19 protein-coding genes are annotated in these 24,351 nt (G+C 61.3%); all 19 read right to left on the bottom strand.

The genetic code is table 11. From position 1 onward, the window contains the following. Nucleotides 1-30: 30 nt before the first annotated feature. Nucleotides 31-462, bottom strand: coding sequence for a type II secretion system protein M (locus AC3IT6_RS01960; protein WP_489354112.1), 432 nt, complete (start codon nt 460-462; stop codon nt 31-33). Continuing rightward, on the bottom strand, nt 459-1,565 hold the full coding sequence (gene gspL / locus AC3IT6_RS01955; RefSeq protein WP_489354111.1) for a type II secretion system protein GspL: 1,107 nt from the start codon (nt 1,563-1,565) through the stop codon (nt 459-461). The genes AC3IT6_RS01960 and gspL overlap by 4 nt, the downstream gene beginning before the upstream one ends. Further along, complete coding sequence (locus AC3IT6_RS01950) at nt 1,562-2,413, bottom strand: type II secretion system protein GspK (protein WP_489354110.1); 852 nt, start codon at nt 2,411-2,413, stop codon at nt 1,562-1,564. Before AC3IT6_RS01950 ends, gspL begins: the two co-directional genes overlap by 4 nt. After that, a complete protein-coding gene (locus tag AC3IT6_RS01945) occupies nt 2,410-2,952 on the bottom strand; it encodes a type II secretion system protein GspJ (RefSeq protein ID WP_489354109.1) in 543 nt (180 codons plus the stop codon). Before AC3IT6_RS01945 ends, AC3IT6_RS01950 begins: the two co-directional genes overlap by 4 nt. Beyond that, entirely contained in the window at nt 2,945-3,328 is a 384-nt protein-coding gene (gspI, locus tag AC3IT6_RS01940; RefSeq protein ID WP_458370574.1) for a type II secretion system minor pseudopilin GspI, read from the bottom strand. Before gspI ends, AC3IT6_RS01945 begins: the two co-directional genes overlap by 8 nt. Continuing rightward, a complete protein-coding gene (gene gspH / locus AC3IT6_RS01935; RefSeq protein WP_489354108.1) occupies nt 3,321-3,788 on the bottom strand; it encodes a type II secretion system minor pseudopilin GspH in 468 nt (155 codons plus the stop codon). Before gspH ends, gspI begins: the two co-directional genes overlap by 8 nt. A gap of 3 nt (nt 3,789-3,791) precedes the next feature. After that, on the bottom strand, nt 3,792-4,247 hold the full coding sequence (gspG, locus tag AC3IT6_RS01930) for a type II secretion system major pseudopilin GspG (protein WP_458370572.1): 456 nt from the start codon (nt 4,245-4,247) through the stop codon (nt 3,792-3,794). A gap of 3 nt (nt 4,248-4,250) precedes the next feature. Further along, the gene (gene gspF / locus AC3IT6_RS01925) at nt 4,251-5,459 is read right to left on the bottom strand and encodes a type II secretion system inner membrane protein GspF (RefSeq protein ID WP_489354107.1); all 1,209 of its coding nucleotides are present in this window, start codon (nt 5,457-5,459) and stop codon (nt 4,251-4,253) included. Between the two features lie 3 nt (nt 5,460-5,462). Continuing rightward, nucleotides 5,463-6,935 carry a type II secretion system ATPase GspE gene (gspE, locus tag AC3IT6_RS01920; RefSeq protein ID WP_489354106.1) on the bottom strand — a complete coding sequence of 491 codons (1,473 nt, stop codon included), beginning with the start codon at nt 6,933-6,935 and terminating at the stop codon, nt 5,463-5,465. Nucleotides 6,936-6,939: 4 nt separating this feature from the next. Beyond that, the gene (gene gspD / locus AC3IT6_RS01915; RefSeq protein WP_489354105.1) at nt 6,940-8,859 is read right to left on the bottom strand and encodes a type II secretion system secretin GspD; all 1,920 of its coding nucleotides are present in this window, start codon (nt 8,857-8,859) and stop codon (nt 6,940-6,942) included. Nucleotides 8,860-8,867: 8 nt separating this feature from the next. Continuing rightward, complete coding sequence (locus AC3IT6_RS01910) at nt 8,868-9,410, bottom strand: hypothetical protein (RefSeq protein ID WP_489354104.1); 543 nt, start codon at nt 9,408-9,410, stop codon at nt 8,868-8,870. A 157-nt stretch (nt 9,411-9,567) separates the two neighbouring features. Beyond that, nucleotides 9,568-11,034, bottom strand: coding sequence for an N-acetylglucosamine-binding protein GbpA (gene gbpA / locus AC3IT6_RS01905; protein WP_489354103.1), 1,467 nt, complete (start codon nt 11,032-11,034; stop codon nt 9,568-9,570). A 293-nt stretch (nt 11,035-11,327) separates the two neighbouring features. After that, nucleotides 11,328-12,395 carry a uroporphyrinogen decarboxylase gene (hemE, locus tag AC3IT6_RS01900; protein WP_103397284.1) on the bottom strand — a complete coding sequence of 356 codons (1,068 nt, stop codon included), beginning with the start codon at nt 12,393-12,395 and terminating at the stop codon, nt 11,328-11,330. Between the two features lie 251 nt (nt 12,396-12,646). Then, a complete protein-coding gene (locus AC3IT6_RS01895) occupies nt 12,647-14,065 on the bottom strand; it encodes an FAD-dependent oxidoreductase (protein WP_489318029.1) in 1,419 nt (472 codons plus the stop codon). Between the two features lie 32 nt (nt 14,066-14,097). Further along, the gene (gene gltB / locus AC3IT6_RS01890; protein ID WP_489354102.1) at nt 14,098-18,543 is read right to left on the bottom strand and encodes a glutamate synthase large subunit; all 4,446 of its coding nucleotides are present in this window, start codon (nt 18,541-18,543) and stop codon (nt 14,098-14,100) included. 350 nt (nt 18,544-18,893) lie between these two features. After that, nucleotides 18,894-20,483, bottom strand: a complete 1,590-nt coding sequence (locus tag AC3IT6_RS01885) for an AAA family ATPase (protein ID WP_489354101.1) — start codon at nt 20,481-20,483, stop codon at nt 18,894-18,896. Nucleotides 20,484-20,493: 10 nt separating this feature from the next. Next, nucleotides 20,494-21,594, bottom strand: a complete 1,101-nt coding sequence (gene aroB, locus AC3IT6_RS01880) for a 3-dehydroquinate synthase (protein ID WP_489354100.1) — start codon at nt 21,592-21,594, stop codon at nt 20,494-20,496. A gap of 151 nt (nt 21,595-21,745) precedes the next feature. Further along, complete coding sequence (aroK, locus tag AC3IT6_RS01875) at nt 21,746-22,264, bottom strand: shikimate kinase AroK (RefSeq protein ID WP_057712350.1); 519 nt, start codon at nt 22,262-22,264, stop codon at nt 21,746-21,748. A 4-nt stretch (nt 22,265-22,268) separates the two neighbouring features. Then, nucleotides 22,269-24,338: a type IV pilus secretin PilQ gene (locus AC3IT6_RS01870; protein ID WP_489354099.1), complete on the bottom strand. Its 2,070-nt coding sequence runs from the start codon at nt 24,336-24,338 to the stop codon at nt 22,269-22,271. Nucleotides 24,339-24,351 lie beyond the last annotated feature (13 nt).

Raw genomic sequence — 24,351 nt, 5'->3', positions numbered from 1 at the left:
CCGGGTGTTTTTCATTGAGCGGTAGTGCAACTACTTGAGCACCACCCGCGCCTCCAGGGCATCGTCACGCTTCTCCAGCGTCAGGGTTTGCAGCGCGACTCCATCGCGCTCCATGCCATCGAGCCACAGCATCAAGGGCTGCGCATTGCCATTGAGGGTCAGACGCAGCAGATCGCTGTCGCTCTCCATCTGACGGATTTCCAGCCCCGCCGTCGTGGCGCTTTCGCTGATGCGCAGCGATAGCGGTTTTTCGCTGTCGACGGGGACATGGCTGCGCGGTAATGCCCGCTGCAGTTGCGCGGCCAGCCCTGTCTGCTGTTGGTATTGTCGTTCGACAGTTTCCAGCCGCTGCCGGGTTGGTTGCCAGATCAGGCTGAAAGCCACAACTGCCAACAAAAAAGCCCCCAACACCTGCAACAGCCGTTGTTCGCGCGCGGAAATGCGCCGCCATGCCTGCTTCATGCTTCGTCCTCCACAGTAAGGGTGGCGTGCACCCGGTCAGCGGCTTTATTAGCGCTGTCGAGCCGGACGGGCATGCCTTGTTGTCGCCCGCGTTCCCGCAACTGCTCCAGCTCGGTAAAGCCGCTGGCGGTCAGCTGGATTTTCCAGCCTTCGCCTGCTCGAAACTCGATGCGCTGGACCTCGACCGGGCTGGCGCCAATCACCTGCTCAATCAACTGGAGCAGTCCGGCAATGCGGGCGTTTTGCGAATCCACAGGCTGGTTTTGCAGGGCCTTGAGTTGCGCTGCCATATCGACGATGCGGCTTTGCTCCGGGTAAAGCGCCTTGAATCGCTGTTCATTTTGGGCGGCCAGGCGACGGGCTTCGCTGTCGAGGAAGCGGATCCGCGTCTCGCTGGCACCCCAGGTCAACAGCGCCAGCATCAACAGCACCCACCCGCCGGCACGCCATGGCAGACGCTTGCCCTGTGGGGCGAATGCGCCTTGCAGCAGGTTGATGGCCCGGGTTGGGCGGTGGGTCAGGCATTGGTCGATGACAGCGGGGTCCTCACGGTCGTCCAGCCATTGCATGTCCTTGGGCAATAACGGGGTGAGGAGTGCTAGGTGGTCTTGCGACATCGCCAGGCGCGCCGACAGGCCTGCCCCCAACAACCAGCGACCGAACCACCATGCGCCGCACGGCTGATCGCCGGACAATAGATCGGCATCGACGAACACCCCGCGCACCTCAATACCCGCCTCGTGCAGCAAGTCGAGCACGGCGGCCAAGCGTTCGTGGCCAATGACCATGACCGGGTAGCAGCCGTCACGATCACGAGCACCAACGCTCAGATGCACCCTCTCCAGCGTTTCACTCAGTTGATCTTCCACGGCGAAGGCTATGGCTTGGGCCTCAGGTTTACGCCGCGCCAGCCATGGCTCGCTGCGAACCCAACTGCACAGTTCCATGGGCAGCAGCACATCGACCGCCTGCCCCTTCAATGCCGAGGCCACCTGATTCAAGGGCATCGGCTGGCGTTGACCGGTTTGTGACCACAGGACGCAAGGCCAAAGGCTCGATGGCGCGTCCTGGCCTTCGGCGGTCAGGTAAAGCCAAGTGTTCATCGCGACCTCTCGTGGCTATTCATGGGAAGAAATCGTCGTTGCAGCACCGACAGCTGTTGAGTCTTGGGGTCGTGCCCGACATCCGTGGCCAGGTGCAGTTCGCGACCGCCCCGGGTCACCTGCACCCTTATCCGATACCAGCGGCTTTGGATACCAAGTCCGTGATTGCTCAGGCCCTGCCCGGAGAGCAACGGGTCCTGGGTAAACGCCTGGACGCTCGCCCAGGGTGTCGTTGCAGCCTGACGCGCCAGCGCATCGGCGGTCGCGGCGTCCACCTCGCCGAGCGTTCTCAACAGCAGCGACGGTGCGGTGTTGATGTTCAAGGCGGCGTCGGTGGGCAACAGCGCCACCCAGGGTTCCAGCCGCTGCAGCAGGCGAGCGTCAATGTCAGGCAGCAAGCGCAGCTGGCTCAGTTCCTCCAGCGGCCCGACCTGGCTCAGTTGCAGAGGAGGCAGTTCGAGCAGCTCGAGCAGGTGCGCCCAACGGTTGAGGGTGACTTGATCCACCTGCCCCTGGCGTAACAAAGCATTGAGATTGAAGCGCCCGGCAAGGTCATCGATATCGATTCGGATCTGTGCATCTTCAACGTCGAAACCCGGTGCCATGGCCGTCCAGCCTTGAATCCGCTCGACGGGTTTTTTCGCGTCCTGCAACGCATCGCGCAACAGCAACAACGCCCAGGTTTCCCCGCCCAATGCGAGTTGCCGCAGCTGTATCTGCTGCAACTGTTGCCCACTGCTTTGCAGCGCAAGGTGATGGCTGCGCAACACGCCACCAATGATCAGCAGTGCCAGGCTCATGACCAGCAATACACTGATCAACGCAATGCCGCGTTGGCGACCGTTCACGGCAATGCACCCGGCATCGGCAACACCCGACGAATCGATTCGAAGCGCCCGACCGACACTTGCACTTCCAGCGCCATGGGCGCCTTCGCGTCCTGCCCGGCCGGCCAATGAGCGGCCCAGCCGGACTGGCTGTCGAACAGACGCCAGCGCAACTCACGAACATCTTCGAGCAGTTTTCGCCGCTGCACGAACTCCGTACCTTCACCCTGGCTTTCGCGCCACAGCACGCCGCCATCGAGTCGATAGGTCAGCGCCTGACGCTCACTGCGCGGTTGGTCCAGAGGATTGCGCCAGTGACTGCGCCGGAACTGCAAAAGCGCCGGTGCGAGCACCATCGGCTGTGCGGTGACGTGCAGCAGATCCCGCTCGATCACCGCCATCGCTCGTTGCAGGCTCCTGAGTGCTCGCTCGTGGGCTGTCGTGCCCTGTTGCACTCGCAGCACGCTATCGAACAAGCCCCAACTGGCCAGCCCCAGCACGGCGAAGATGGCCATGGCGATGACCAGCTCCAGCAAGGTGAACCCGCGCTGCTTATTCATGAACCGCGAGTATCCAGCCGCTGGCACGATGCAAGGCGTGCGCACTGTTCGCCGGGCTGACCTGGATGTCGACCTGGAGCAAACGCGGATCGCCGGTGGCGCTGATGCGCTGTTGCAGCACCCAGTCACGCTGATCCATGGACACGACCTGTTGTTGCTGACCGGCCGCCAGGCCGGATTGCAGGCGTAGCTCGCTCAACCGGTTGTCCGCCAGCCACGCCGCAAACAGTCGCTCCTCAACTGCGCCGCGCTGCTTCACCGCGTATTGACTGGCCGACAGCACGGCTGCCGCCAGTGTCGCGAAGACCGCCAGGGCCACCATGATTTCCAGCAGCGTGAAGCCAGCCATGGACGACAAGGATGGCCGGCTAGTCATCGATCGCCACCTCGCCGATGCCATCGCCGGTCACGCTCAGCCAGGTCCTGTTGCCGGACTCGAATGTCAGCGTGAAGGCACTGGTTTCATCGTTGCTGAGCAACAGCAACTGCGGCGCGCCTTCTTCAGCGTCCAGCTCTACCCCATAGCCGTCCTGCTGCAAACGTACTCGCACGCTCAAAGGCCAGGCAGTCAGCTCCTCCACCGGCTCCCACCCGCCATCACCCCGGCGCATCACCCGGTGGCCATCGGTACCCAGCCGCAAGCCATACTCCTGCCCCTCGAACACCGCACGCTCACGCAATTGATGAATCACCTGCACCATCGCCTCGGCTTCCTGCCTGACCTCGCGCGCGGGACTGCCCCCACCGACAAAGCTCACCATGCCCAGCAAGACGCCAACCACGACAATCACGATCATCAGCTCCAATAACGTAAACCCCCGACAGCGGTAGCCCACGGATCAATTGCCCCAATTGCCGATTTCGGCTGCAAACCCTTCGCCGCCCGCAATGCCATCAGCGCCCAGGGAAAAAAGGTCGTAAGTGCCATCTGCCGATCGCACACCCGGATTGAGGTACTGGTAAGGCGTACTCCACGGATCGACCGGCATGCTCTTGAGGTAACCCTGAGGGTTCCAGCCCCGTGCCGCGGGCAGTCCGGAGGGACGTTTGACCAACGCTTCCAGGCCTTGCTGGGTCGAAGGGTAATGAGCGTTGTCGAGGCGATACATTTCCAGGGCGGTGGCGATGGCCTGGATATCGATTCTGGCGGCAGTGACCTTGGCTTGATCAGGGCGGCTCATGAACTGTGGCACCACGATAGCCCCCAGCACGCCGATGATGACCACCACCACCATGATTTCGATCAGGGTAAAACCGCGTTGGACGCGGGAAAGGTTTTTACGGACAGGTTGCATGGATCAATTCACCAATTGGTTGAGGCTGAGAATCGGCAGCAGGATGGCCATGACGATCAGCAGCACGACGCCGCCCATCAGCACCAGCATCGCCGGCTCGAAGAGGCTCACCACCAGCGCAATGCGCGCGGCGAGGGTGTTTTCCTGTTGTTCGGCGGCCCGGGTGAGCATGCGGTCGAGTTCGCCGGCACGTTCGCCGCTGGCGATCATGTGCAGCATCATCGGCGGGATGTCCCCGCTCAGTTCAAGGCCACGGGTCAGTGTTCCGCCTTCGCGGACCGAGCGGGCGACATCGACCATCCGCGCGCGGATGGTCAGGTTGCCAATGACCGCGGCAGCAATTTCCAGTGCGTCCACCAACGGCACGGCACTTTTGCCGAGGATTGCCAGGGTGCTGGCAAACCGCGCGGCTTCCATGGCACGCAGCACTTCACCGATGACTGGTGCATTCAGCACCCAACGATGCCAGCGCAGACGCCACTGCGGCTGCTGCCAGCTCCAGCGCCACAGGCCGAACAACGTCGCCAGCACGCTCATCAACAACAGGAAATGGTTGCGCAGGCCGTTGCTCACGCCGATCAGCGCCTGGGTCAGCCAGGGCAACGGCTGGCCGCTGTTGACGAAGATCTTCACCACATCCGGTACCACATAACCGAGCAGAAAACCGACGATTGCCAGGCTGGCCAACATCAGGATCAACGGGTACACCAGGGCCATCTGGATCTTTTGCCGCGAGGCCTGGCGGGCCTGAGTGTAGGCCGCCAGTTGCTCCAGCACATGGCCAAGATGCCCCGAGCGTTCTCCAGCGGCAACGGTGGCGCGGAACAACTCGGGGAAGGCCCTGGGAAACTGCCCCAACGCCGAGGCCAGGGCGTGGCCTTCCATCACCCGGCTCCTGACCGCCGAGAGCAAGCCCGCCACCTTGCGCTTTGAGCTCTGCTTCGCCACCGCATCAAGCGCTTCTTCCAGGGGCAGTCCGGCCTGAACCAGCGTTGACAATTGCAACGTCAACAGCGCCAGATCAGCTGCGCTCAGGCTTCCTCCGCGAGGTTGCCTGCCTGTGCCACTGCCGATCCGGACTTCGGTCAACACACGTGGCCACAAGCCGCGCTCACGCAACAACTGTCGCGCATGGCGGGGTCCATCGGCCTCCAGTCGTCCCCTGCAGGATCGTCCCTGGGCGTCGTGGGCGCGGTAGTCGAAGGTCGGCACCGGTCAGTTCTCCTGCGTCACACGCAGCAACTCATCGAGGCTGGTCAATCCTTCCAGCACCCGCTGGCGCCCGTCCTGAAACAGGCTGCGCGAGACCTTGCGCGTTTCGTCGACGAGGATTTGCTCGCGGGCGCCCTGATGGATCAGCGCCGAGACGGTGGGTGTCACGCTGATCAGTTCGTAAATGCCGATACGTCCGCGATACCCGTGCTGGCACTGTTCACAGCCCGAGGCCTTGAACAGGGTGTGCGGCGTGCTCGTGTCGAGCCCCAGGCGCTGGCAGGCCGCCGCGTCGGCGAGGTACGAAACCTTGCAATGGGGGCACAAAGTGCGTAGCAGGCGCTGGGCCAGAATGCCCACCAGCGAGGACGCCAGCAGATAGGCATCGACGCCCATGTCTACCAGCCGCGTGACCGCGCCGGCCGCGCTGTTGGTGTGCAGGGTCGAGAGCACCAGATGCCCGGTCAAGGACGCCTGGACAGCGATCTCGGCGGTTTCGCGGTCACGAATTTCGCCAACCATCACCACGTCCGGATCCTGGCGCAAAATCGCCCGCAGGCCCCGGGCGAAGGTCATGTCGACCTTCGGATTGACCGGCATCTGGCCGACACCCGGCAGGTGATATTCGATCGGGTCTTCGACTGTGAGAATATTGCGGGTCTGGTCATTCAGGCTGCTCAGCGCGGCGTACAGGCTGGTGGTCTTGCCGGAGCCGGTCGGCCCGGTCACCAGCAAAATGCCGTGGGGTTTGCCCAACAACTGGCGCAGGACCGCGAGGGTATCGTCCGGCATGCCCAGCCGATGCAGGTCCAGGCGCCCGGCCTGCTTGTCGAGCAGGCGCAGCACCACCCGTTCGCCATGGGCCGAAGGCAGCGTCGAGACCCGCACATCGACTTCATGCCCGGCCAGGCGCAAGGCCATTCGCCCATCCTGGGGCACGCGCTTTTCCGCAATGTCCAGGCGCGCCATGACCTTGATCCGCGACACCAGCAGCGTCGCCAGTTCGCGCTTGGGCCTGAGCATCTCACGCAGTTGGCCATCCACCCGCATGCGCACCGACAGGTACTGCTCGAAGGTTTCCAGGTGCACATCCGAGGCATGCTCACGCACCGCTTCACCGAGCAGCGCGTTGATCAGGCGAATGATCGGCGCGTCGCCCTGTTGCTCCAGCAGGTCGGCGGTTTGCGGGACCTGATCGACCAGGCTGAGCAAGTCCAGTTCTTCGTCCAGCCCCTGGGCAACCTGCTCCACCGCACTGTGCCCCTCGCGATAGGCCGCCGCCAGGCGCGAGGCGTACTCATCGGCCTCGACAATTTGAAACGGCAATGCGCGTCCGCAGACCCGCCGCGCTTCCGCCAATGCGGTGAGCGGCGCATCACTGCGCAGGGCAAGGCGCAGGTCGTCGCCGTCATGCTCCAGCAACACGCCAAAAAGCCGGGCGAAGCCGAAGGGCAATTGCTCGCATAGTTCGCTCATGGATTCACTGCGCCTTGCCGCGCAAATCGAACACTGGCGCGTCGCTGGCCGGTTCGAACAACCCGCGCGCCTCGGACGGCAGCAACAACGAGTTGTTTTCCCCCGCCCCTGATTTGCTCAAGTCACGCAGCGCGTTGTAACGCTGCTGGCTGACCTGGGACAGGTCTTCCTTGCTGCGCACGATGGTCGGGCGCAAGAACACCATCAGGTTGCTTTTGGTCTGGGTGTCGCGACTCCAGCGGAACAACGCGCCGAGGTAGGGAATGTCACGCAGCAGCGGCACGCCGCTTTTCTGGGTGCGCACGCTGTCCCTGATCAGGCCGCCGATCACGATGATTTCGCCATCGTCGGCAAGGATGGTGCTCTTGAGCGCTCGCTTGTTGGTGATCAGGTCCGAGGAATCAATGCCCGACACCGACGGCGCGATGTCCGACACTTCCTGCTCGACCTCCAGGCGCAACGTCGACCCTTCGTTGATGTAAGGCTTGATCTTCAGGCTGATGCCGACGTCCTTGCGCTCGACGGTGGTGAACGGATTCTCCGCGCCGTTGCTGTTGGTGGCGTAGGAGCCGGTCTTGAACGGCACGTTCTGGCCGACGATGATTTCGGCTTCCTGATTGTCCAGGGTCAACAGGCTTGGCGTGGACAGCAGGTTGCTGTGGGTGTTGCTGGCCAGGGCCGAAACCAGCGCACCGAAGCGGTCGCCGCCCAGTTGCAGGATCGCCCCTTCCGGCGCCGATCTTTTCTCGTCGAACTTCAGCCCGCCGACGATCGGAATGTCGGTGCCGGGAAAGTTGATGAAGCCCTTGGCGTCGCCTGTATTGAGGTTCCACTGCACGCCGACGGCCTCGGCGATGTCGCCGGAAATCTCGACGATGGCGGCATGGATCAACACCTGGGCCCGTGGCTGGTCCAGTTGACGCACGATGTTTTCGATGGTCCGCACCTGCGCCGGTTCGGCAATCAGCACCAGCGCGTTCTGGCTTTCGTCGGCCTTGATCATGAAGGTTGCAGCGCCAGACGTGTCCTTGGCGCTGCCGACGGCGGAAGTCTGCTTTCTGCCCTGCCCCATCGACTCCAGGATCTCGGCCAACTGCTTGGCATCGCTGTGACGCAGGCGAATCACCCGGGCATTGTCGAGCGTCGTGGTAGCCGGCGTATCGAGACCTCGGGCCAGTTCGATCAAGCGCTGGCGAACGACCGGCGGGCCGATGAAAATCAGGCGATTGGCCCTGGTGTCAGCCAGTACCTGTATGGCTGACTCGGCATTGCGCTTGCCCATGGACGCCTCGATCACCGGCGCGACATCGCCCGCCTGGGCATGCTTGAGCTGAACCACCGCGTGCAGGTTGTTCTGCCCGGAGTCCAGCTCGCGGATCACCCGGGCAATGCGCTTCACATTGGCAGCCGTATCGGTCAGCACCAAGGCGTTGGCCGACACCGAAGGGCCGACATAACCATTGGCAGACACCAACGGTCGCACCAGCCCGGCGATATCGGAGGCACTGCTGGTGTTCAAGCCGATGACCTCGGTCACGAACTGCGACGCCGTAGTGGTTTTCACCGTGCCCTGGCCGGCCCGGGTCTTGGCCTCGGCAACCGGGGTGATGAGAATCCGGTCGCCCTCATCGATCACCGTGAAGTTGTGGGCGTCGAGCACTGAATAGAACAACCGACGCACCCCCTCACGATCGAGGGCCTGCCGGGACATGACGGTGATACGACCGGAGACTTTGGGGTCCAGCACCACGGTGGTTCCCAGAATGCCGGAGATCTCTTCGACGATGTCGCGCAGCTCAGCGTTGTTCATCGCCAGCTGCCATTTTTCTTCCTCGGCCTGAAGCGCGCCGTGGGAAAGCGTTACCACCATGGCGACGAAAAAAATCACCGGTCGCAGTGCTTGCGCACCGAGAAAGCTATTCATGAACTTGATCACTCTGTCGACCCGGCAAACGGGCTAAAAAAACGCGGAGAACCGCTGGGCACTTGGGGCTTGCCGTGAGGGTCGAACCGTTGCAGAAAACCCGTGACGGGAGGCTGGAGCGTCAACAGTTCTTCCCGGCCCTTGCTCCACAACACCGCATGATCGGCCTCGATGCGACGCAAGACGCTGCCACCCGGCAAGCGCTCGCCGACCTGGTAGATGCGCGCGCCTTGCGAGTCCGCCAGCAGCACCCGGGACAAGCCGTGAGTGACGACGAAGCTCGCCTGCAAGGTCAGCGGTTCCGCGCTTGGCAGCAATTCGGCACCAGTCGTCAGACCGAGCACCGTTGCAACCGCCGTTGCGTCGAGCGCTTGACGGGGTGCAGGAGCGGTTCGCGAGGTTGCGACCGGTGCCGGCAGCACCAACTGTTCGCGATAGCGCCACTCCTGCCAGCCCAGGAACGCCCCATAGGCCAGCGGCACGACCAGCAGGCTCGCCCTGCTCAGAAGCAAGGCCAGTCCGGTCAAACGTTCGCGCGAAAACCTCACCATGGCCTCACTCAAGTCGCCCGGACCCAGGCTTGCCACACAGGCGCAATCCGTCGCTGCCTGGAATAACCCGAAACCGTCATTTTCAACTCGATCAACATCAAGGGAATAAAGCTTCAGGCGATCGGCTACCGATCGCCTGAAGTGCTACGAGGGGGACTTACAACTTGTTCCAGGCCATGTGCCAGTGAGCACCGACACTCGGTTCGAAGCCGTTGGCGGAGGGGCTGTACTGCTTGCAGTAACCCGACTCGGGGAATGGCTTGCACTCAAAGACTTCGTTGGTCTTCGGATGCAGCACCTTGGTGCCGGCGGTGTAGTCGCTGAGACCTTCAGGGAACACGAAGTCGTATTCGATGCCCGCGCCTTCACCGGTGAGTTGGGTGGTCTGGGTGTCCTGACGGGTCGTGCGGCCATCCAGGGTGGTGCCGACCAGGGTCAGAGTGTGTGCGCCCGGATTGCTGCGCACATCCATGGACAGCGAGGTGGAGCCACTGGCCACTTGTGCCGAGGTGGTGCCTACCGGTTTGTTGTTCTGGTCGAGCAAGGTGGCTTCGACGTTCATCGCACGGTTCGCGATCATGCTGAACTCGACCTTCGCCCGGCCTTTATCCAGAACGTATTCGGCTTGCTGCGAGGCCACCGCCATGCGCGCAGCGGTGTCTTCCTTCATGTCCAGTTGCACTTCGTAGCGGACCACTCCGCTTTCTTTTTGTGCGTAGAGGCTGTTGGTGCCTTTGATCGGCTCGACATTGCCGCTCTCGTCGCGGATACCGGCGCGAACAAGGGTGTGGGTCTGGTTGATTTTTTCGGCCAGCTTGAACGACCAGTTTTGCGGCGTGCCGTCTTCAGCGTTATCGATGCTGATTTCGACGCTGTAGTCCGGGCTCTCGCCATTGGCGGTGAACGCGCGGGCCTTGACCTTGTCGCCCACCAGCAGCGCAGTAGAAGGCGCAATGCTGCCTACGGAGGACCAGCCGCCAGGCAGCTCAGGCTCCGCCAGGATGTTCAGATCCGTGGCGTTGTAGAACGCGGCATCGGTATCGCCCACGGTCCAGATGGCCAGGACGACGTGATGGCCAGACTTGTCTGCCGGAATGTTGCAGTTGTGCTTGTCGCTGGACTCCGGACGCTTGTTACCGCCGTCGATAGTGCAGAAAGGCGTGCTTTCGAAAGTGGCGCGCTTGAGTGATTCGTTCGGATTCCAGCCGTTGCGGGTGATGAAATACTCGTGCTTGGTGGCCGGGTGAACCGCTGTGTAATGCCACTTGAAATCGATGTTGCGGTCCTTGATTTCCGTCAGGTGCCAACGGGTGGCGGACTGTGCGTCCATGGCAGAGAACAGCGAGTGACCACCGCTGGCGATCTTGCCATCGACCGGCCCCTGCAAGGGAGCACCACCGACGCCCGCCGGAAAGCCTTTGAAGGTTTCACCGACACTCTGCGGCTCGTACTGGGCGCCACCGCAGTTAGTGTTCAAACCTTTCTGGCAAGCCAACGCGCGCGAAGGCGGCACTTCCAGATAGCCATGGGCGGAAACGGTTTGAGAGGCCAGCATTGCCGATAACAGGATCATCGATGAAGTGCAGGCCGTTAAAGTACTTCTTTTATCAAATGTAATTTTCATGATGTATTCCAGACTGCTTATCGAAAACAGGGCGCCTTGTGGGCGCCCCTGTTCGCTTCGTGATTGTTCGGCAATACGCCGGACAAGGGCCTGGAACCTTACGGGGATGGAGGAAAATTCTATGTAGGAGTAATCACCGCGCGAGGCAGGAACAGTCTCTCCATTCCTCGGCCCGACAAAGAAAGAAAACATTCTTACAGCTAGTGATGCTTTATCGATTGAGCTTTTAAACGGCACAAAAAAACCTGTCCGGCACGAGGCGGGACAGGTTTTTGCGAAAACGGGGTCAAGCGTTATTCGTGATACTGCGCCGACAACTCATGTACCGCGCGCAGGAACGCGCCAGCATGTTCCGGATCGACTTCCGGCGTGATGCCATGGCCGAGGTTGAACACGTGGCCGCTGCCTTTGCCGTAGCTGGCCAGGATGCGCCCGACTTCGGTACGGATGGCTTCCGGTTTTGCGTAGAGCACGGTCGGGTCCATGTTGCCTTGCAACGCGACTTTATCGCCCACGCGGGCGCGGGCACTGCCGATGTCGCAGGTCCAGTCCAGGCCCAATGCGTCGGCGCCAGCATCGGCGATGCTTTCCAGCCACAGGCCGCCATTCTTGGTGAACAGGATCACCGGCACCTTGCGGCCTTCGTGCTCACGGATCAGGCCGCTAACGATTTTCTTCATGTAGGCCAGGGAGAATTCCTGATACGCCGCAGCAGAGAGGCTGCCGCCCCAGCTGTCGAAGATCTGCACCGCTTGCGCGCCGGCCATGATCTGGCCGTTGAGGTAGCTGGTGACCGTCTGCGCGAGCTTGTCCAGCAGCAGGTGCAAGGCTTGCGGGTTGTCGTAGAGCATGGTTTTGGTCTTGCGGTAATCTTTCGACGAGCCGCCTTCGACCATGTAAGTTGCCAGGGTCCATGGGCTGCCGGCAAAGCCGATCAGCGGTACACGGCCGTTCAGTTCGCGGCGGATGGTGCTGACCGCATCCATCACATAGCCCAGGTCTTTCTGTGGATCAGGAATCGGCAGGGCTTCGATGTCGGCCAGGGTGCTGACGACTTTCTTGAAGCGCGGACCTTCGCCGGTTTCGAAATACAGGCCTTGGCCCATGGCATCGGGGATGGTCAGGATGTCGGAGAAGAGGATCGCCGCGTCCAGTTGTGGATAACGGTCGAGCGGCTGCATCGTGACTTCGCAAGCGAACGCCGGGTTCATGCACAGGCTCATGAAATCGCCGGCCTTGGCACGGCTGGCGCGGTATTCAGGCAAGTAGCGACCGGCCTGACGCATCATCCACACGGGGGTGACGTCTACAGGTTGCTTGAGCAGGGCGCGCAGGAAACGGTCGTTCTTCAGGGCAGTCATGTCGGCATCCGGAAAAAAAGTGAGGGCATTTTCTCAGAGCCGGGCGCAAAAGGCACGGTTGCAGGTCAGCCTTTTGTCTATCCGGTCAATTTGTCGCGGTTAAATGCGGTTTGCGCAACACCGCAAAACCAATGTGGGAGCGGGCTTGCTCGCGAAGAGGTCGTCACATTCAACAGAGATGTTGACTGACAAACCGCCTTCGCGAGCAAGCCCGCTCCCACATTTGATTGCATTCCAATTCAGGAAAGTAATCAGACCCCCAGGTAATCCAGGATCCCTTCGGCGGCATTACGGCCTTCGAAGATCGCCGTCACCACCAGGTCGGAACCGCGCACCATGTCGCCACCGGCGAAGATTTTCGGGTTGCTGGTCTGGTGCTTGTACTGACCTTGTTCCGGCGCCACCACGCGGCCCTGGCTGTCGGTCTGGATCTCGAACTGCTCGAACCACGGCGCCGGGCTTGGGCGGAAGCCGAAAGCGATGACCACGGCGTCGGCCGGGATGATCTCTTCGGAACCCGGGATTGGCTCGGGGCTGCGACGGCCACGGGCGTCCGGCTCGCCGAGACGGGTCTCGACCACTTTCACGCCTTCGACCTTGTCTTCACCGACAATGGCGATCGGCTGGCGGTTGTAGAGGAACTTCACGCCCTCTTCCTTGGCGTTCTTCACCTCTTTGCGCGAGCCCGGCATGTTCGCTTCGTCACGACGATAGGCGCAGGTCACCGACTTGGCGCCCTGACGGATCGAGGTGCGGTTGCAGTCCATCGCCGTGTCGCCGCCGCCGAGTACCACGACCTTCTTGCCTTTCATGTCGACGAAATCTTCCGGCGACTTTTCAAAGCCCAGGTTGCGGTTGACGTTGGCGATCAGGAAGTCCAGCGCGTCGTACACGCCCGGCAGGTCTTCACCGGCAAAGCCGCCTTTCATGTAGGTGTAGGTGCCCATGCCCATGAATACCGCATCGTATTCTTCGAGCAATTGCTCCATGGTCACGTCCGTGCCCACCTCGGTGTTGAGGCGGAACTCGATGCCCATGCCGCTGAAGACTTCGCGACGATTGCTCAGCACGGTCTTTTCCAGCTTGAACTCGGGGATGCCGAAGGTCAGCAGACCGCCGATTTCCGGGTTCTTGTCGAACACCACCGGAGTCACACCGCCACGCACCAGCACGTCGGCACAGCCCAGGCCCGCAGGCCCGGCACCGATGATCGCGACACGTTTGCCGGTCGGCTTGACCTTGGACATGTCCGGGCGCCAGCCCATGGCAAACGCGGTGTCGGTGATGTACTTCTCCACCGAGCCGATGGTCACCGCGCCGAAGCCGTCGTTGAGGGTGCAGGCACCCTCGCACAGACGGTCCTGCGGGCACACCCGGCCGCAGACTTCCGGCAGGGTGTTGGTCTGGTGCGACAGCTCGGCGGCCTGGAGGATATTGCCCTCGGCCACCAGTTTCAGCCAGTTGGGAATGAAGTTGTGCACCGGGCACTTCCATTCGCAATACGGGTTACCGCAACCCAGGCAGCGGTGGGCCTGGTCGGCCGACTGCTGGGGTTTGAAGGGTTCGTAGATTTCCACGAACTCTTTCTTGCGTTGACGCAACAGTTTCTTCTTCGGATCCTTGCGCCCGACCTCGATGAACTGGAAGTCATTATTCAGACGTTCAGCCATTTTAAAACCTCATCAAACTCTTCAGGCGCATATCACTGCGGGTTGGCACGGGTGCTGGAAAGCAACGACTTCAGGTTGGCAGCCTTGGGCTTGACCAGCCAGAAACGGCGCACGTAATCATCGAGGTTCTCGGCGAGTTCACGACCCCACTCGCTGTCGGTCTCCTCGACGTACTCGTTCAGCACGCGTTGCAGGTGGCTACGGTAGGCTTCCATTGCCTCGCCGCTGATCCGCTGGATTTCCACCAGTTCGTGGTTGACCCGGTCAACGAAACTGTTGTCCTGGTCGAGCACGTAGGCGAAACCACCGGTCATGCCAGAGCCGAAGTTGTAACCGGTCTTGCCCAATACGCAGACGAAACCACCGGTCATGTACTCGCAGCAGTGATCGCCAGTGCCTTCCACGACGGTGTGGGCACCGGAGTTACGCACGGCGAAACGCTCGCCCGCGGTACCAGCGGCGAACAGCTTGCCGCCGGTGGCGCCGTACAGGCAGGTGTTGCCGATAATGGCACTGTCCTGGGTGCGGTAGACACTGCCCTTCGGCGGAACGATGACCAGCTTGCCGCCGGTCATGCCCTTGCCGACGTAGTCGTTGGCGTCGCCTTCCAGGTACATGTGCAGGCCACCGGCGTTCCACACGCCGAAGCTCTGCCCGGCCGTGCCTTTGAAGCGGAACGTGACCGGCGCGTTGGCCATGCCCTGGTTGCCGTGCTTGCGCGCGATTTCGCCGGAGATCCGTGCACCGATGGAACGGTCGCAGTTGCAGATTTCCAGGTCGAACTCGGCGCCGCTCAGGTCATTGATCGCCGAGGTGGCCATGGTGACCATTTTCTCGGCCAGCAGGCCTTTGTCGAACGGCGGGTTGCGTTCCACACCGCAGAACTGCGGTTTGTCCGCCGGCACGTGGTCGCTGCCCAGCAACGGGGTCAGGTCCAGGTGATGCTGCTTGGCGGTCTGGCCTTCGAGGACTTCCAGCAGATCGGTACGACCGATCAGCTCTTCGAGGGAGCGCACGCCCAGCTTGGCCAGCCACTCACGGGTTTCTTCGGCGACGTAGGTGAAGAAATTCACCACCATGTCGACGGTACCGATGTAGTGATCCTTGCGCAGCTTCTCGTTCTGGGTCGCGACGCCGGTGGCGCAGTTGTTCAGGTGGCAGATGCGCAGGTATTTGCAGCCCAGGGCGATCATTGGCGCGGTGCCGAAGCCGAAGCTTTCAGCGCCGAGGATTGCCGCCTTGATCACGTCGAGGCCGGTTTTCAGGCCGCCGTCGGTCTGCACCCGGACTTTGCCGCGCAGGTCGTTGCCGCGCAGGGTCTGGTGGGTTTCGGCCAGGCCGAGTTCCCACGGAGCGCCCGCGTATTTGATCGAGGTCAGCGGCGATGCACCGGTGCCGCCGTCGTAGCCGGAGATGGTGATCAGGTCCGCGTAGGCCTTGGCCACACCGGCGGCGATGGTGCCGACGCCCGCTTCTGCAACCAGCTTCACCGAGACCAGTGCCTTCGGGTTGACTTGTTTCAGGTCGAAAATCAGCTGCGACAAGTCTTCGATCGAATAGATGTCGTGGTGCGGCGGTGGCGAGATCAGGGTCACGCCCGGCACTGCGTAACGCAGCTTGGCGATCAGACCGTTGACCTTGCCGCCCGGCAGTTGACCACCTTCGCCGGGCTTGGCGCCCTGGGCGACCTTGATCTGCAGCACTTCAGCGTTGACCAGGTATTCCGGGGTTACACCGAAACGACCGGTGGCAACCTGCTTGATTTTCGAGCTCTTGATTGTGCCGTAGCGCGCCGGGTCTTCGCCGCCTTCACCGGAGTTGGAACGCGCACCGAGGCGGTTCATGGCTTCGGCCAGGGCTTCGTGAGCTTCTGGCGACAGGGCGCCCAACGAAATACCGGCGGAGTCGAAGCGCTTGAGCACCGATTCCAGCGGTTCGATCTCGCTGATATCCAATGGAGTGTCGAGGGTTTTGACTTTCAGCAGGTCACGGATCATCGACACCGGGCGGTTGTCCACCAGCGACGTGTATTCCTTGAACTTGCTGTAGTCGCCCTGCTGCACGGCGGCCTGCAGGGTGTTGACCACGTCCGGGTTGTACGCGTGATATTCGCCACCATGGACGAACTTCAGCAAACCACCCTGCTGGATCGGCTTGCGCGGGCTCCAGGCTTCGGTGGCGAGGGCTTTCTGCTCGGCTTCGATGTCGACGAAACGCGCGCCCTTGATACGGCTTGGCACGCCACGGAAGCTCAGGTTGCAGACTTCCTCGGACAGGCCGATGGCTTCGAACAACTGCGCACCACGGTACGAAGTGATGGTCGAGATGCCCATCTTCGACAGGATCTTGAGCAAGCCCTTGGTGATGCCTTTACGGTAGTTCTTGAACACCTCGTAGAGGTCGCCCAGTACTTCACCGGTACGGATCAGGTCGCCCAGCACTTCGTAGGCCAGGAACGGATAGACGGCAGAGGCTCCGAAACCGATCAACACGGCGAAGTGATGCGGATCGCGAGCGGTCGCGGTTTCCACCAGGATGTTGGAGTCGCAACGCAGGCCTTTCTCGGTCAGGCGGTGGTGCACCGCGCCGGTGGCCAGGGACGCGTGGATCGGCAGCTTGCCCGGGGCAATGTGACGGTCACTCAGCACGACCTGGGTACGACCAGAACGCACGGCTTCTTCAGCCTGATCGGCCACGTTGCGGATCGCCGCTTCGAGACCGACGCTTTCGTCGTAGTTGAGGTCGATGATCGCGCGCTCGAAGCCCGGACGATCGAGGTTCATCAGCGAGCGCCACTTGGCCGGGGAAATGACCGGCGAGCTGAGGATCACGCGCGAGGCGTGTTCCGGCGACTCCTGGAAGATGTTGCGCTCGGCACCGAGGCAGATCTCCAGCGACATGACGATGGCTTCACGCAGCGGGTCGATCGGCGGGTTGGTGACCTGGGCGAACTGCTGGCGGAAATAGTCGTACGGCGTGCGCACGCGCTGGGACAGCACGGCCATCGGCGTATCGTCGCCCATCGAGCCCACGGCTTCGTAGCCTTGCTCGCCGAGCGGACGCAGCACCTGGTCGCGCTCTTCGAACGTGACCTGGTACATCTTCATGTATTGCTTGAGCTGATCGACGTCATAGAACGCCGAACCGTGGTCGTTGTCTTCCATGGTCGCCTGGATGCGCAGGGCATTCTTGCGCAGCCATTGCTTGTACGGATGACGGGACTTCAGACGGTTGTCGATGGCGTCGGTGTCGAGGATCTGACCGGTTTCGGTGTCCACGGCAAAGATCTGGCCCGGCCCCACACGGCCCTTGGCGATCACGTCTTCAGGCTGGTAGTTCCAGACACCGATTTCCGAGGCCAGGGTGATGAAGCCGTTCTTGGTGGTGACCCAACGCGCCGGACGCAGACCGTTACGGTCGAGCAGGCACACCGCGTAACGACCGTCGGTCATTACCACGCCGGCCGGACCGTCCCACGGCTCCATGTGCATCGAGTTGTATTCGTAGAACGCACGCAGATCCGGGTCCATGGTCTCGACGTTCTGCCACGCAGGCGGAATGATCATCCGCACGCCACGGAACAGGTCGATGCCACCGGTGACCATCAACTCGAGCATGTTGTCCATGCTCGAGGAGTCGGAACCCACGCGGTTGACCAGCGGGCCGAGCTCTTCCAGGTCCATCAGATCGTTGGTGAACTTGGTGCGACGGGCCACGGCCCAGTTGCGGTTGCCGGTGATGGTGTTGATCTCGCCGTTGTGCGCCAGGAAGCGGAACGGTTGAGCCAGCGGCCATTTCGGCAGGGTGTTGGTGGAGAAGCGCTGGTGGAACACGCAAATCGAAGTTTGCAGGCGCTCATCGCTCAGGTCCGGATAGAAGGCGGTCAAGTCCGCCGGCATCATCAGGCCTTTGTAAATGATGGTCTTGTGCGAAAAGCTGCACACGTAGTGGTCGGTGTCAGCGGCGTTGGCCACCGACGAGCGACGACGGGAGGTGAACAGCTTGACGGCCATGTCCTGATCGCTCAGGCCTTCACCGCCGATGAACACTTGCTCGATCTGCGGCAGGCGCTCAAGGGCCAGGCGGCCGAGGACGCTGGTGTCGATCGGCACTTTGCGCCAGCCGACCAGTTGCAGGCCGGCGGCCAGGATCTCGCGGTTCATGTTCTCGCGAGCGGCTTCGGCTTTGACCGGGTCCTGGTTGAAGAAGACCATGCCCACTGCATATTGCTTGGGCATTTCGACGCCGAAGGTTTCCTGGGCGATGGCTCGCAGGAACACGTCCGGCTTTTGAATCAGCAGACCGCAACCGTCACCGGTCTTGCCGTCGGCATTAATCCCACCGCGGTGGGTCATGCAGGTCAGGGCCTCGATGGCCGTTTGCAAAAGGGTATGACTGGGCTCGCCCTGCATATGAGCAATCAGGCCGAAACCGCAGTTATCCTTGAATTCATCTGGTTGGTACAGACCTGCTTTCATAGACACTTTCTCACCAGGCTGCCTCTTTTCGAGGCAAATTTCTTTTCAATTCAACCACTTGCAATCCACGCCGAACGTACGCCAGCTTTGCGGGAGCAAAAGGGAGGTCATTGTACACACCGACACTTAGCCCCACAAATTTGACGACGAAATGTCGCAAATCTATGTCGCATTTGTGAAAGGTTTAAAGCGATCTGCTGTGCTAGTCAAAACTTTTTTTAATTTTGACCGCTACGACTCAAAAGCTACTATGACGCAGACACCACAAGGCACGCAGCCCGGAAGGCGGCGCGCACTTGTAGAAATTTTGAGGTGCTTGGAGAGGCGGCCTGGGTAAGGCCGCCGAATCTTCAGCGAGTTGTTGCCAGTTCCTGTTGGACGCTGGCGACAGTGCGAGGCCAAGGTTTACCAGCCTGAACCTTCGCTGGCAAGGCCTTGATGGCGGTTACGGCTGCATCGCGGCTGGCGAAGTTACCGTAGGTGATGACGTAAAGCGGCTTGCCATTGAGGACTTTCTTGAAGTAACGGTACTCGCCGCCCTGCTCCTTGACGAAGTTTTGTGCGGACGCTTCGGAGCTGGTGCCGAGGATTTGCACCACGTAGTTGCCCGGTGCCTGACCGGCGTACCAGGTACCGCCTGCAGCCTTGGCCGCCGGAGCCGGAGCCGGTTTCTCGGCAGGCTTGGCCGCCGCAGCAACGGCTGGCTTGGCTGGGGCTGGCTTGGCCACTGGAGCAGGCGCTGGCTTGGCGGTGGCGACCTGAGTTGGCGCAGGCACCGGCTTGGCCGCTGGCGTCGGCGCAGGGCCGGCAGGAACGCCCACAGGAGGCGCAGTGGTGGTCACCGTCGGCGGTGTGGCGCTGGAGCCTTCAACCGGCACGCCATCGTCGCCCTCGGTAATGCCACCCGCCGCTTCAGCCAGCGGACCGCGCATGACCGGTTGCGAGTTACCGACCAACGGCAATGGCATCGGCTGCGTGTTGCCGGCGAATTCGACGGCCGGAGCACCGCCATTTGCTGGTGGCTGCCCCTGACCAAGCGGCAATTGCGCCTGTTCGTTGGCCGGTGCACCTGTGGTCGGTGCCTTGTTGCGACCCGGCATCAACCAAGCGGCAGCTACCGCGACCACGACGACGGCGGAAATCGCCAATACGTGTTTCTTCGGCATATTGAACCCCATTTTTGGACGCTTCACCGCTGAACGGCTGGCAATCATGGCTTCGATCATTGCATCGCGGGCAACCTGGTTGACGTTGCCAGGCCAACCGTCGGAGCTTTCGTGAATATCAGAGATCTGATCCGCGGTGAAAAGTTCGATACCCCGACCCGCCCCCTCAAGCCGTTGATCCAGATATTCGCGGGTCTCTTCTTCGGTGTAGGGCTGCAACTCGATGACGTGAAAACGCTCTTCCTCAAGGTGCAAAGCATCAAGCTGAGCGATCAGCGACGACTCGCCGAACAGGAACACATGGGGTCGCCCTTCCGGTGCACCAGCAGCCAGGGCCATCAAGGCTTCGAGCGCAGATTCGTCGAGCTGCTCGGCATCATCCACCAGCAAATAGACTTCCTGACCGGTAAGCGCAAGCTGCACCACTTGACCCAGGATCGTGTCGATCTCGGCGTGGGCCACGTTCAACGTTTGGGCGACCTGACGCAGGATGCCCGCCGCATCACCGGCACCACGGGCGGAAACCACCACACTCTGTACCGATTGCTTATTGGTGCTGGCCACCAGGGCCTGGCGCAGCAGAGTCTTGCCGCTGCCCTGAGGGCCAGTGACCACCAGCAACAACTGGCTATAACGCGCCAGGTGATGCAGTTGCCCCAGCACGGGTTTGCGCTGGGCCGGGAAAAATTTGAAGCCAGGCACCCGTGGAGCAAAAGGGTCATGACTCAACTGGTAATGGCCGAGGAAAGCCTCGTCGGCATGCAAACTAGTCATCGTGTTCTTATTAACCTTTAAGCTGGGCCAGGGCGCGGTAGTCTGCCCCCAGCGTGGCCTGTAGAACCTCTTTCGGATAATCGTCGGTCACCACCGCTTCACCCATGTGGCGCAGCAGCACCAGGCGCAAACGACCGTCGATCACTTTTTTATCAATGGACATATGTTCGAGGAAATCGGCTTCTGTCATCTCTTCCGGCGGAATGACCGGCAGCCCCGCACGCTGGAACAGACGAATGCCGCGATCACGTTCCTGCTCGCTGATCCAGCCCAGTCGCGCGGACATTTCCAGCGCCATTACAGTGCCAGCAGCCACCGCCTCACCATGAAGCCATACACCATAGCCCATGTGGGTTTCGATGGCGTGGCCAAACGTGTGGCCCAGGTTCAATGTGGCACGAACGCCCGTCTCTTTCTCATCGGCACCGACCACCGCCGCCTTGGCCGCGCAGGAGCGCTCGATGGCATAGGTCAGGGCTTGCTGGTCCAGACTGCGCAGGCGATCGACGTTGTCTTCGAGCCAGGTCAGGAACGGCTCATCACAGATCAGCCCGTACTTGATGACTTCGGCCAGCCCGGCGGACAGTTCGCGCGCCGGCAGGGTATTGAGGCTGGCGGTATCGATCAGCACCACGTTCGGCTGATAGAAGGCGCCGACCATGTTCTTGCCCAGCGGATGGTTGATCCCGGTCTTGCCACCCACCGAGGAGTCGACCTGCGACAGCAGCGTGGTCGGAACCTGGATAAAATCGACGCCGCGCTGGTAGCAGGCGGCGGCAAAGCCGGCCATGTCACCGATCACACCGCCACCGAGGGCGATCACCGTGGTACGGCGGTCATGCCGGGCGGTCAGCAGACCATCGAAAATCAGTTGCAGGGTTTCCCAGGTCTTGAAGGCTTCACCGTCGGGCAGTACCACGGAAATCACCGAGAACTGCGCCAGGCTGCGGGTCAGACGCTCGAGATAGAGCGGCGCAACAGTCTCGTTGGAGATGATCGCTACTTGCCGTCCGCGGATGTGCGGGGCCAGCAGTTCGGGCTGATCCAACAAACCTTCGCCAATATGAATCGGGTAGCTGCGCTCGCCTAGATCGACCTTGAGTGTCTGCATGTGTCCCCACAGTGAAGATGGAATCAGGCGTTCTGCCTTGAGTTAACGAATATCCACGGCCTCTGCTGGTGTGACGCCGTTCGGTAGCCATCCGCCACAACCTTGAGCGGTCATGGCGGGACGCCGAGGATAGCGCATTTCGCGCGGCGCTTTAACGGGGTGGCAACTGCTGCAAGCGCTCTAGAATGTCGAGTACGACCATTCGTGGCGGCCGCTCATCGGTTTCGACCACCAGGTCGGCAATTTCCCGATAAAGCGGATCGCGGATCGCCAACAGATCCCGAAGGGTCTTGGCCGGATCGGCGGTACGCAACAGTGGTCGATTGCGGTCGCGGGACGTGCGGCCGACCTGCTGCTCGACCGACGCATGCAGATAAACCACCCGCCCACCGGCATGCAGTGCCCGACGATTGGCTTCGCGCATGACCGCGCCCCCGCCTGTCGCCAGCACCACACCGTCGCAATCGCACAGCTCGGCAATCATTGCCTGCTCGCGATCACGAAAGCCCGGTTCGCCTTCTTTATCGAAGATCCAAGGGATATTGGCGCCCGTGCGCAATTCAATTTCCTTATCGGAATCTTTGAATGGCAGGCGCAGCTCTTTGGCCAGCAACCGGCCGATGGTGCTTTTTCCAGCACCCATCGGTCCAACAAGAATCAAATTTCGCACAGAATCAATGACTCACAGCAATCGCCTGATTATTCATGATACGCGGAGTGAGGAATACCAACAGCTCGGATTTTTTCTCCGAAACCACGTCACGCCGGAAAAGGCGGCCAAGATACGGCACATCGCCAAGAAATGGCACCTTATCTACAACCTTGCTCTGAGTATTTGAGAAAACCCCGCCAATGACGATGGTCTCGCCATCGTTGACCAGGACCTTGGCGTTGACTTCGTTTTTCTTGATGGGCGGTACATCCTGGACCTTGTTCAGGAAGTCCGGTTCGTCCTTGGTGACCTTGACCTCCATGATGATCCGATTGTCGGGCGTGATCTGCGGCGTCACCTCCAGCGACAGCGAAGCCTCCTTGAACGACACCGAAGTCGCGCCGCTGGAACTGGCTTCCTGATAGGGAATCTCGGTGCCCTTGAGGATTTTCGCGGTTTCCTTGTCGGACGTGACCACCTTGGGCTGCGAGACGATTTCCCCGTTACCGGTTTTCTCCATCGCCGTCAGCTCCAGGTCCAGCAAGACGTTATCGGTGATGAACGCGATGCCGATTCCCGAGGTGTTGTTGGCTACGCCCATGTCGACGAACGGTGAGTTGGTGCTGGTACTGCCGGGCGTGCCGATGGTCGATGACCCATTCAGTCCGTTGCTGACGCCGGAGGTGTTCCAGTTGCCCTTGTTCTGTATCGAACCGCCCCAGCGCACCCCGAGGCTTTTGTCATAGTCGACGTTGGCTTCGACAATGCGCGCCTCGATCATCACCTGGCGCACCGGGATATCCAGTTGCGTGACGATCCTGCGCAGCTCATCAAGCCGGTCTTGAGTCTGGTAGGCGATGATGTTGTTGGTGCGCTCATCGACGGTGATCGACCCTCGTTCGTCGGGTTTCGCTTCGGCACTGGTCACCGACTGAAAGAGCTTGGCGATGTCCGCCGCCTTGGCGTAGTTGACCTGCAACAGCTCCCGACGCAACGGCGCCAGATCGGCAATCTGCTTCTGTGATTCGAGCTCCTGACGCTCACGGGCAGCAATTTCATCGGCCGGCGCAACAAGCAGGACATTACCGACCTTGCGCTTGTCCAGCCCCTTGGTTTTCAGCACCAGATCCAGCGCCTGATCCCACGGCACGTTCTGCAAGCGCAGGGTAATTCCCCCCTGTACCGTGTCGCTGGCCACCAGATTGAGGTTGGTGAAATCGGCGATCAGTTGCAGCACCGAGCGCACATCGATGTCCTGGAAATTCAGCGAAAGCTTCTCGCCGCTGTAGGCCTGTTGCCCGGCATTGCGCTTTTGCAGCTCGTCGACCGTCGCCGGGCGAACGCTGACCGTGAGCTTATTGTCAGTTTGATAGGTCGAGTAATCGAACGTGCCTCCGGGTTCAATGCTGATGGTGGCTCGATCGCCGCTCGCGCTGGCATTGACGAACTGCACTGGCGTGGCGAAATCCTTCACGTCCAGACGCACGCGCAATGCCTCAGGCAATCGGGTTTTGGCAAACCCGACGATGATCCGGCCCTCGCGCTCTTGTATGTCGGGCGCAATCGATGGATCCGACAAGTCGATCACCACGTTGCCTTCGCCCTGGGTTCCCCGCTGGAAATCCACACCCCGAATGGCCTTGCCTGCCGTCGCGGCGGCTCGTGCCGGAACCGGCATTGCTGCGGCCGCCGGCCTGGATGTCGACGGTTTGACTCCCTGCCCGACAACTACCAGCAAATTGTTGCCTTCAATTCGCGAGTCGTATGGGGCCGGCTGGGTCAGGTTGATGATCAATCGCGTACGGTCCCTGGCTTCCACCACCGTAGCACTGCGGGCATTTCCACTGCCGAGATCGCGAGTCTTGCTGGCCAGCCGACTGGCGACACCCGGCAAATCCAGGGCAATCCGGGCCGGTGAATCCGTTGTGTAGCCGTGGGGCACCGGGGGCGGCGCATCGAACGACAACTTCAACTCGACACGGTCACCCGGCAGCGCCGCGACATCCAGCGCCTTGAGATTGGCCGCTTGTACCATCGGCGACAACAACGCTATCCATAGCGAAAGGCCGACGGTGGAAAGAATCCTGTTCATTATTGGAGTTCCA

Source organism: Pseudomonas sp. KH_017 (assembly GCF_057840285.1).
The sequence above is the reverse complement of the archived record's forward strand: the minus strand, read 5'-3'. Positions and strand labels throughout refer to the sequence as shown.

Bases quoted from the DNA above. Each gene is read 5' to 3' on its own strand.
- AC3IT6_RS01960 (WP_489354112.1), bottom strand. From the start codon at position 462: ATGAAGCAGGCATGGCGGCGCATTTCCGCGCGCGAACAACGGCTGTTG.
- gspL (WP_489354111.1), bottom strand. From the start codon at position 1,565: ATGAACACTTGGCTTTACCTGACCGCCGAAGGCCAGGACGCGCCATCG.
- AC3IT6_RS01945 (WP_489354109.1), bottom strand. From the start codon at position 2,952: ATGAATAAGCAGCGCGGGTTCACCTTGCTGGAGCTGGTCATCGCCATG.
- gspI (WP_458370574.1), bottom strand. From the start codon at position 3,328: ATGACTAGCCGGCCATCCTTGTCGTCCATGGCTGGCTTCACGCTGCTG.
- gspG (WP_458370572.1), bottom strand. From the start codon at position 4,247: ATGCAACCTGTCCGTAAAAACCTTTCCCGCGTCCAACGCGGTTTTACC.
- gspE (WP_489354106.1), bottom strand. From the start codon at position 6,935: ATGAGCGAACTATGCGAGCAATTGCCCTTCGGCTTCGCCCGGCTTTTT.
- gspD (WP_489354105.1), bottom strand. From the start codon at position 8,859: ATGAATAGCTTTCTCGGTGCGCAAGCACTGCGACCGGTGATTTTTTTC.
- AC3IT6_RS01910 (WP_489354104.1), bottom strand. From the start codon at position 9,410: ATGGTGAGGTTTTCGCGCGAACGTTTGACCGGACTGGCCTTGCTTCTG.
- gbpA (WP_489354103.1), bottom strand. From the start codon at position 11,034: ATGAAAATTACATTTGATAAAAGAAGTACTTTAACGGCCTGCACTTCA.
- hemE (WP_103397284.1), bottom strand. From the start codon at position 12,395: ATGACTGCCCTGAAGAACGACCGTTTCCTGCGCGCCCTGCTCAAGCAA.
- AC3IT6_RS01895 (WP_489318029.1), bottom strand. From the start codon at position 14,065: ATGGCTGAACGTCTGAATAATGACTTCCAGTTCATCGAGGTCGGGCGC.
- gltB (WP_489354102.1), bottom strand. From the start codon at position 18,543: ATGAAAGCAGGTCTGTACCAACCAGATGAATTCAAGGATAACTGCGGT.
- AC3IT6_RS01885 (WP_489354101.1), bottom strand. From the start codon at position 20,483: ATGACTAGTTTGCATGCCGACGAGGCTTTCCTCGGCCATTACCAGTTG.
- aroB (WP_489354100.1), bottom strand. From the start codon at position 21,594: ATGCAGACACTCAAGGTCGATCTAGGCGAGCGCAGCTACCCGATTCAT.
- AC3IT6_RS01870 (WP_489354099.1), bottom strand. From the start codon at position 24,338: ATGAACAGGATTCTTTCCACCGTCGGCCTTTCGCTATGGATAGCGTTG.